This window comes from Vibrio sp. 10N.222.48.A3, assembly GCF_041475345.1.
GTDB classification, from domain to species: Bacteria; Pseudomonadota; Gammaproteobacteria; order Enterobacterales; family Vibrionaceae; genus Vibrio; species Vibrio tasmaniensis_A.
The window spans coordinates 1-4,169 of sequence record NZ_JBFRVX010000365.1 but is presented as its reverse complement, the minus strand read 5'-3'; the positions used below and the strand labels follow the sequence as shown (position 1 = coordinate 4,169).

Below are 4,169 nucleotides of genomic sequence, written 5' to 3'. Positions count from 1 at the left end.
AGTTTAAGCAGACTTGTATCTTGAGAATTGCAGCCGCTGATATTGCGGGCGTTTTGCCTGTTATGAAGGTAAGCGACCATCTAACCTATTTAGCAGAAGCGATTGTTGAGGCCGGCATTAATCAAGCTTGGTTACAAGTGACAGCCAAGTTTGGGGAGCCTACCCACGTTAAAGATCGTGAAGGCCGTGGCTTCGCCGTGGTTGGTTACGGCAAAGTCGGCGGTTGGGAGCTTGGTTATAACTCCGATCTTGATATTGTGTTCATGCACGATTGCCCGGTACACATCTATACTGATGGTAAAAAAGAGATCGACGGACGCCAATTTTATCTGAGATTGGCGCAGCGCATTATTCATATTTTCTCGACCAGAACTGCTTCTGGTATTTTGTACGAGGTCGACACTCGCTTACGTCCTTCAGGTGTCTCTGGTTTATTGGTGAGTCCAACCGATGCTTTTGACGAGTATCAGCACAATGACGCGTGGACTTGGGAACACCAAGCTTTGACTCGTGCTCGTATGATTTATGGCGATGACTTATTGGCTTCGGCATTTAACAAGACTCGCCATGAGATTTTGTGTTTGACTCGAGATGAAGCTGTACTTAAAAAATCCGTTGTCGATATGCGTGAAAAAATGCGCGGGCACCTCGGTGGAAAAAAAGCCGATCGATTCATGCTGAAACAAGATACGGGTGGTATCACCGATATTGAGTTTTTGGCGCAATATTTAGTACTTCGATACAGTAATGAAAAACCTAAGTTGACTCGTTGGTGTGACAATGTACGAATCTTTGAAAGTCTGTTGTCACAAGGGATTATGGACGAACAGCAAGGCATGGCATTAACTAATGCCTATACAACATTAAGAGATGAAATCCATCACCGCAATCTACTCAACCTTGATGCGGACGTGGCGATTGATAAATTTAAAATGGAAAGGGAACATGTTGTTCAGGCATGGAAGCAATGGATGGAAGCGTAACGGAACTATTTCTTAACGGTTACGTCATTATCATTTAGTGATCGCTTATCGACTTCTTAGCTACTAGAGTATCTATCGAGTTAGGCTTTCACTCATTTTTCTATGGTTTAGCCACTGTAATCAGTGTGCTAGACTCTAGCCAGATTCGATTTTTGGAGATCCACAATGAAACCAATTCTACCTGACTACAGCCAATCAGGCGTTCTTGTTGTCGGTGATGTAATGCTTGACCGTTACTGGTATGGCCCTACTGGCCGTATTTCACCAGAAGCACCTGTGCCCGTTGTTAAAGTAGAAAATAACGAAGAGCGCCCTGGTGGTGCTGCCAACGTAGCAATGAATATTGCCTCTCTTGGTGGTCATGCTCATATCGTTGGTTTGACTGGAAAAGATGAGCCAGCTGAGGTGTTGAAAAATACTTTGGGTGCATTAAAGGTTAAGTGTGATTTTGTTGAGTTGGACGATTACCCGACCATCACAAAATTGCGTGTCATGAGCCGTGGACAGCAGTTGATCCGTCTTGATTTTGAAGACAAATTTGAGAACACGGATCCTGAACTTGTTTTATCTCGCATGGAGCAAGCTCTTCCTAATGTACGCTCGGTAATCTTATCTGATTATGCGAAAGGTGCTTTGGAGCATGTGCAGAGCTTTATTCAAAAAGCGCGCGCAGCGAACGTTCCGGTGTTTATTGATCCTAAAGGTGCAGATTTTGAACGCTACCGTGGGGCGACATTACTTACGCCAAACATGGCGGAGTTTGAGCTGGTTGCCGGTAAGGTTAAGTCTGAAGATGAAATGATCGAAAAAGGGCTCGCGTTAATCGAAGAGTTTGATTTTGAAGCCTTGCTAGTGACTCGCAGTGAGCATGGCATGACATTGCTCCGCAAAGGCGTAGAACCATTCCACTTACCGACCCAAGCGAAAGAAGTGTATGACGTTACTGGTGCTGGTGATACGGTTATTTCAGTATTAGCAGCTTCAGTTGCTGCAGGTAAGCCACTTGATGAGGCGTGTGCATTAGCAAATGCTGCAGCTGGCGTGGTAGTCGGCAAGCTAGGTACATCGACGTTGTCTACGATTGAGTTAGCGGAAGCGATTCATGGTAGCCAAGATACTGACTACGGTGTGATCTCTGAAGCTGCCCTAGTTGAAGCGGTGAAACGTGCTCGTGCGAAAGGCGAGAAAGTCGTTATGACTAATGGCTGCTTTGATATCCTGCATGCGGGACATGTCTCTTACATGAACCATGCTGCTGAGTTAGGTGATCGTTTGATCGTTGCTGTGAATACGGATGAATCAGTGAAACGCTTAAAAGGTCCAGGTCGTCCTGTGAACCCAACTGATCGTCGTATGGCGGTACTGGCTGGTTTAGGTGCGGTTGATTGGGTTGTTCCGTTTTCTGAAGATACACCGCAACGTTTGATCTCTGAAGTTCTTCCAAGCATTCTTGTGAAAGGTGGTGATTACAAACCTGAAGAGATTGCTGGTGGTGCAGAAGTGATTGCGGCTGGCGGTGAAGTTAAAGTACTTAACTTTGAAGATGGTTGCTCTACGACTGAAATCATTAAAGCGATTAAAGGTGGTCGAGGCTAACTCTTAGTCTTCTAACTTTCTTGTCTCAAGGCTTAACCTTTGGGTTAGGCTGAGAATTAGCTTTCAATAGATAATAAAAATGCCGCTCATTGAGCGGCATTTTTGTAACGGTAATCTAGTCACTTTATTAAATACTCTGGTTAGAGTATTTAACTAGGATTTAAGCATTACTTACTTGCGACTTTTAGACCTGCGTTTACATCAACAATGTCTTGTTCGCTTAGCGTACCAACAGCTTGACGAAGCTGAAGTACACTTAGGATGTAGTTGTAACGAGCATCTGAAAGGTTCTTGTTGGCATCGTATAGACGACGAGTTGAATCTAGTACGTCAACGATAGTACGAGTACCTACATCAAAACCTGCTTCTGTAGCTTCTAGAGCCGACTGAGCAGAAACAACAGACTGTTCGTAAGCGCGTAGCGCACCAATTGAAGCACTGATGTTGTTGTTGAAGGCACGAACGTCTTTCACAACGCTACGGTAAGTCGCTTCAAGATCTTCACTTGCTGCAACGTAGTTGTATTCAGCCTGTTTAGTCAAAGAAGTTGTACTACCACCTGTGTATAGAGGCACAACTAAATTTAAGCCGACGTTTAGGTTATCTTGGTCGTAATCACTAGGGCTGCTTGATTGATCGGCAAGAGAGTAGCTACCGTCCAACGTTAGGCTAGGTAGATGACCTGAGCTTGCTAGCGTGATGTTATCTTTAGCGATGTCTTGATCAATACGTGATGCCAATAGCTTCAGGTTTTTCTCTTGAGCTTGCTCAACCAGTGCAACAGCAGATTCAGAAGACTTGCTTGCTGAGAAGCGGTCTGTATCTAAGATGTTTAGGTTAGAGTGCTCTTGACCTGTGATTTCACGTAGACCTTCGTAGTTATTAATCAGAGTGTTCTCTGCTAAAACTTCGTCTGCCAATACGCCATCGTACTGAGCTTGCGCATCATGCACATCGGTGATTGCTGAAAGGCCAACTTCAAAGCGCTGCTTAGTTTGTTCCAGTTGACGAGCAACTGCGGCTTTTTCAGCACGAACAAACTCTAGGCTATCTTGAGCACGAAGTACTTCGAAGTAAGCGGTAGCAACACGAAGGATCAGGTCTTGTTGCTCTGCTGCATAAGCAGAATCAGCTTGGCGAGCTGTTTTCTCTGCTGTATCTAGCGTGATCCAAGAAGAGCGTTTGTACAGCTCTTGAGAAAAGTAAATTCCAGCTCCCCATTGATTGCTGTCATTATTTACATCACTTCGCTCACCACGGTTGATGTCGTAGTTAGCTCTCAAGTCAATTTGTGGTAGCAAGTCACTACGGTTTGACGTTACTGCTTCAAAAGCGGCATCGCGCTTCGCTGCTGAACGAAGAAGTTGAGGATCGTTCTGTTTTGCTTGGTCGTAAACCTCAGCTAGCGTATCAGCGAAAGCTGACGAACTCAGGCTGCCAATTGCTGCACTGATAAATAGTGGAAGCAGTTTTTTCATTTTCCTATTCCTGCCTTTAATGGAATTTTCTTTAAAAGAGTTTAACCCAGTTTGGTGGTAATTTACTCGAAACTTTGCACTTTTTTACAGTTAACTGTCCACTTGTGCAATA

3 protein-coding genes are annotated in these 4,169 nt (G+C 44.5%); 2 read left to right on the top strand and 1 reads right to left on the bottom strand.

The window, feature by feature from the left end; translation table 11 throughout:
* Together glnE and hldE are read left to right on the top strand one after the other, a co-directional pair.
* A partial coding sequence (glnE, locus tag AB4653_RS11275) for a bifunctional [glutamate--ammonia ligase]-adenylyl-L-tyrosine phosphorylase/[glutamate--ammonia-ligase] adenylyltransferase (RefSeq protein ID WP_372104189.1) occupies window positions 1–983 on the top strand: 983 nt, incomplete at its 5' end.
* A gap of 165 nt (window positions 984–1,148) precedes the next feature.
* Window positions 1,149–2,579, top strand: coding sequence for a bifunctional D-glycero-beta-D-manno-heptose-7-phosphate kinase/D-glycero-beta-D-manno-heptose 1-phosphate adenylyltransferase HldE (gene hldE / locus AB4653_RS11270; protein WP_009848977.1), 1,431 nt, complete (start codon window positions 1,149–1,151; stop codon window positions 2,577–2,579).
* Between the two features lie 167 nt (window positions 2,580–2,746).
* Here the strand turns inward: hldE and tolC are convergent, their stop codons facing one another.
* Entirely contained in the window at window positions 2,747–4,057 is a 1,311-nt protein-coding gene (gene tolC, locus AB4653_RS11265) for an outer membrane channel protein TolC (RefSeq protein WP_102257736.1), read from the bottom strand.
* Window positions 4,058–4,169 lie beyond the last annotated feature (112 nt).